The organism is Capnocytophaga sp. oral taxon 863 str. F0517, from assembly GCF_000466425.1.
In the GTDB taxonomy this organism is placed as follows: Bacteria; Bacteroidota; Bacteroidia; order Flavobacteriales; family Flavobacteriaceae; genus Capnocytophaga.
Genome location: NZ_KE992118.1, coordinates 2,680 through 6,379, shown reverse-complemented (window position 1 = coordinate 6,379; position 3,700 = coordinate 2,680). Strand labels below are relative to the sequence as shown.

Below are 3,700 nucleotides of genomic sequence, written 5' to 3'. Positions count from 1 at the left end.
CCAAAAAGAAAAAGGCAGAACTCTATGAGTATGAAAGTTATTTTTTTGAGCAGGGAGAGACTTCAGCAAGGGAAGGAAAATCGGTGTATATACGCCCTGAGTTTCACCAGCGAATAGCCCGTATTGTACAGGTGATAGGAGAAGACAAGATCAGTCTGTACAACTATTTGGATAATGTGCTTAAAGCGCATTTTGAGCAGTACCAAGAGGAAATCACACAGAGTTTTGAACAGAAATACAAACCTATATTTTAACAATGGAAAAGATTATCATTTTACTACTTATTGTGGTCATTTTGTTGTTGCTATCGGACAAAATGCCTATAACACATTCTAAAAAGAGAGCTCCCCAACCTAAGGCTACCCCTATACCCAAAACAGCTCCTTCAACTTCGGTAATGGGGGAAAGTAGGTTTGTGCCTCCTGCAAAGGTAGCTACTACAGCTATCCCCTTAACAGAAAAAGAGCAACAGGATATTCTGACAGAATGGGAAGAGGACCCCACCGTAAACCTTGAAGATGAAGAAGAGGATTTACGCAGCTATCGAACAGAGGAAGAGGACAATGATTTTGCTACAGGGCTTTCGTTTGAGGACTTGGAAAAGGTAGCTACTTTCCTCTCTGAGGACAAAGAAGAGGTTACCACCGAGAACATAGAGTTACTGCAAAAAGTAGAGGGCACCAGCTTATTAGAAGCCATAGAAAAAGCCTTACCCCAAGCGACTCTTAAAGTAAGTGCGCTCTTGGAGAAGGCGTTGCCTAAAACTATAGAAAGTAAAACGGAGTTTGATATTAGGGAGTTTGTGTGAGAGTATATTTCTGATACTTTACTTTAAATCTTTTACTCTTGCTTTAAATTCTTCCTTCCATTTATGATAAATATCAATATCATTCTTAATTGTTTCTGCATTGGGTAGTGATGGTATTATCTCTATACCTCCATCGTGTTCTGTTACTGAATACTTTCCAAATAACTCTAAAATAAAATTAATATCATCTTCGTTTACAACTACATAACTTAATAAATTATCTCTTTTTACTTTTATGTTCTTAGAAAAACGTTCATAAGATTTCCCTGATAAGATTTCTTCAATAGTTCGTTCCAAGAGCATTCTAAATTTTTTTCTTATTGAGTTCAAACTGCATTCTCTATCTCTAGTATCGAATCGATTTATGTTGCATATATCTGCTTTTATATCATCTATCCTTTCTTGTACATTTTTTGCAAGATATGGTATCTCATTGGAAACAATACCGCTTATCCCTTCTTCTTTATTAATTCCTGTTATATTACAATCAGATAATCCCATTTCCTTGCTTTTATCAAGTAATAGACGTAAGAAATATAAATCGTGGGTTAAAACAATAACTTGCCTATTTTTTGATAATTCTACTATTTTTTTTGCTATGGATTCTCTAAAATCTACATCTAATGATGTTACAGGATCATCAAAAATTATCGTATTTAAACGATTATCTATTGTGCATTCTGATAGGAAATTTGATATAGCTATTACTTTTTGTTCTCCTTCACTTAGTACAGAACTTATATCTTCCTGAATTTCATTAAACTTACATTTTTGATAGGTTACACCTTGATTTGTGTGTACTTTTGAAATACTAACTTTATTAGCTAATTCTTGATTTATGGATTTTAAATGTGATATAAACTCATCTTGTTGTAATTTAACAGCCTTATTTTCCATTAGATTACCAATCATCATAGAAATACTTCTTGTATTAAGTTTGGATAAACAAAATTTTAATATTTTTTTAATATTATATTCATCAAAATACCTAAGAATGTTATCTTTTTCTTTAAATAAAAACTCTTTAGTATATAATTCTTTAGCTTTTGAGATTAACTTTTCTCTATTTGTTATAGATGATTTATTCTCTTCTATTTTACCATCAATGTCTGAAATTATTTTCTCAATATATTGAGATATGTTAAAAAGGATTAAATTAAGCTCTCCTCCTTCATTTAAAAAAGTGATTATCTCTTTCTTGTTCATTTCTATAGTAGAAGTGAATTTATTATATATTTCTTTAAATTCAGGAATTAGTTGCTCTAATTCTGTAAAATGACTTATTACAGGAATCTTAAGATCTTTGTAAAATTTTTCTTTTTCTTGTATCTTTTTTTGAAGTGTTCCTAATTCCTCTGAAATATCATCATGTATGAATTTTTTGAATGTTAACAACCTTTTCTTTGCTTCATTTCCTAATTCTTGTTGGCACAATACACACCTTTCTAATGATTTGTCTGAAGGGTAATTATCAGTATTTGTAAGATGTATACTATCTGCATATTTTTTTGCTGATTCCCAAAGAGTACGCCAAGGATTAGACCCCAATCCTTCTAATATAGTTACTTCATTTAATTCTAATTTAGCAATTTCATATGCATGATAAACTTCATCATAAGAATTTATAAGTTTTTCTATATTATCTTTTCTACTTTCTGCGAAAAAAGATTCAATTTCTTTTATTTCTCCAAGAAAATTACTAATTCTTGTTTTTTGATTACTTAAAAAAGTTATTTCTTTCTGCGGATCTTTTTCTTTAAGTAATTTTGTTAAATTATCTTTCTCTATTTCCTCTTCTTTTGTAAATAGAATATTGGAATTTATTTCTTCTTTTTTTAATTGCTCTATGGTATTATACCATTTTGATCTATCTGAATCAATTAATTTTTCATTTAATATTGGCTTTTTGACTATGAGACTATTGATCTCATTTTGTATCTTAGTTGTGATAAAATCAAAAGTTTGAATTAATCTCTTCAGTAAATCTATCCCAATAGGATTATATTCTATTGGATTTTCTTTGTTAATGTATACATTACTACAATCATTATCAAATACAAAAATTGATTTTAGAAAAGTATGGGCTTCTTCATTTGTCCTTTCTGACCATATATAGGATATTTTTTGTTCATCATTTTTTAAAACAAAGTTTACTTCTTGAGGTGTATTAGAAAGATTAAAAACATTTTTCTTTAATTCTGTATTAGCACTTCTACTCCAACAAAATTTCTTGAGTATGCGAGCATAACTTGATTTTCCAGATCCATTATTACCATATACAATTGTTAGTCCTTTCTCTGCAAATTCTAAAACACCATTCTCATATAGAGCACAGATGTTTTTTGGATTAGCTAAACTAATCAATTTAGGATAGCTATTGCTTGTTATTGTTTCATTGGGAAGATGTTCTTCATTAAAAGGTATAGCCTCTAATTTTATTGATGGATCTCCACAATCTTTTTTCAGTAATAAGATGAGTTCATCAATATCTTTCTCGGTAAGTTTTTGATTTGCAACTATTAATCTTCTCAAAGCATCCCTTATAAACATAGGCTTGTCAAGAGACCAATTAAGTATTTCTTTATATACTGACATAACTATTCTAAATCTATTATTCCACCCTGCAAAATTACAAAAACTTTTCCATATACAGCCATATGAAGCCAAAAACTTACACCCTTTTTCTCCTTACCTCTTTATCCCCCTACCTTTGCCCCGAATTTTAAAATAACAGATTATCAATGAAGCGAAAATCAATTCTAAAACGACTCCTTCTGCTCACGATGCTAGGAGTTACACAATTTTCCATTGCTCAGGGCAATGGCGTAGGAGGTATCAACGAAGCTACCCGTATGGTAACCTCGTATTTCGACCCTGCTACCAAGCTCATCT

At 30.6% G+C, this 3,700-nt stretch carries 4 protein-coding genes; 3 read left to right on the top strand and 1 reads right to left on the bottom strand.

Going from position 1 to position 3,700, the window contains the following annotated elements; translation table 11 throughout:
* Together HMPREF1551_RS05360 and HMPREF1551_RS05355 are read left to right on the top strand one after the other, a co-directional pair.
* On the top strand, positions 1 to 254 hold a 254-nt coding region (locus tag HMPREF1551_RS05360), incomplete at its 5' end, for a DUF3408 domain-containing protein (protein ID WP_021628043.1).
* Positions 255 to 256: 2 nt separating this feature from the next.
* On the top strand, positions 257 to 808 hold the full coding sequence (locus HMPREF1551_RS05355) for a hypothetical protein (RefSeq protein ID WP_021628042.1): 552 nt from the start codon (positions 257 to 259) through the stop codon (positions 806 to 808).
* A gap of 18 nt (positions 809 to 826) precedes the next feature.
* Here HMPREF1551_RS05355 and HMPREF1551_RS05350 read toward each other — a convergent pair whose 3' ends face one another.
* Complete coding sequence (locus HMPREF1551_RS05350; protein ID WP_021628041.1) at positions 827 to 3,403, bottom strand: AAA family ATPase; 2,577 nt, start codon at positions 3,401 to 3,403, stop codon at positions 827 to 829.
* Positions 3,404 to 3,591: 188 nt separating this feature from the next.
* On the opposite strand from HMPREF1551_RS05350, the gene HMPREF1551_RS05345 reads away from it, so the two are divergent.
* Positions 3,592 to 3,700: DUF4134 family protein (locus HMPREF1551_RS05345; protein WP_410492500.1), on the top strand; the 109-nt coding region annotated here is incomplete at its 3' end.

Coding starts and splice junctions, on each gene's coding strand:
- HMPREF1551_RS05355 (WP_021628042.1), top strand. CDS start 257: ATGGAAAAGATTATCATTTTACTACTTATTGTGGTCATTTTGTTGTTG.
- HMPREF1551_RS05350 (WP_021628041.1), bottom strand. CDS start 3,403: ATGTCAGTATATAAAGAAATACTTAATTGGTCTCTTGACAAGCCTATG.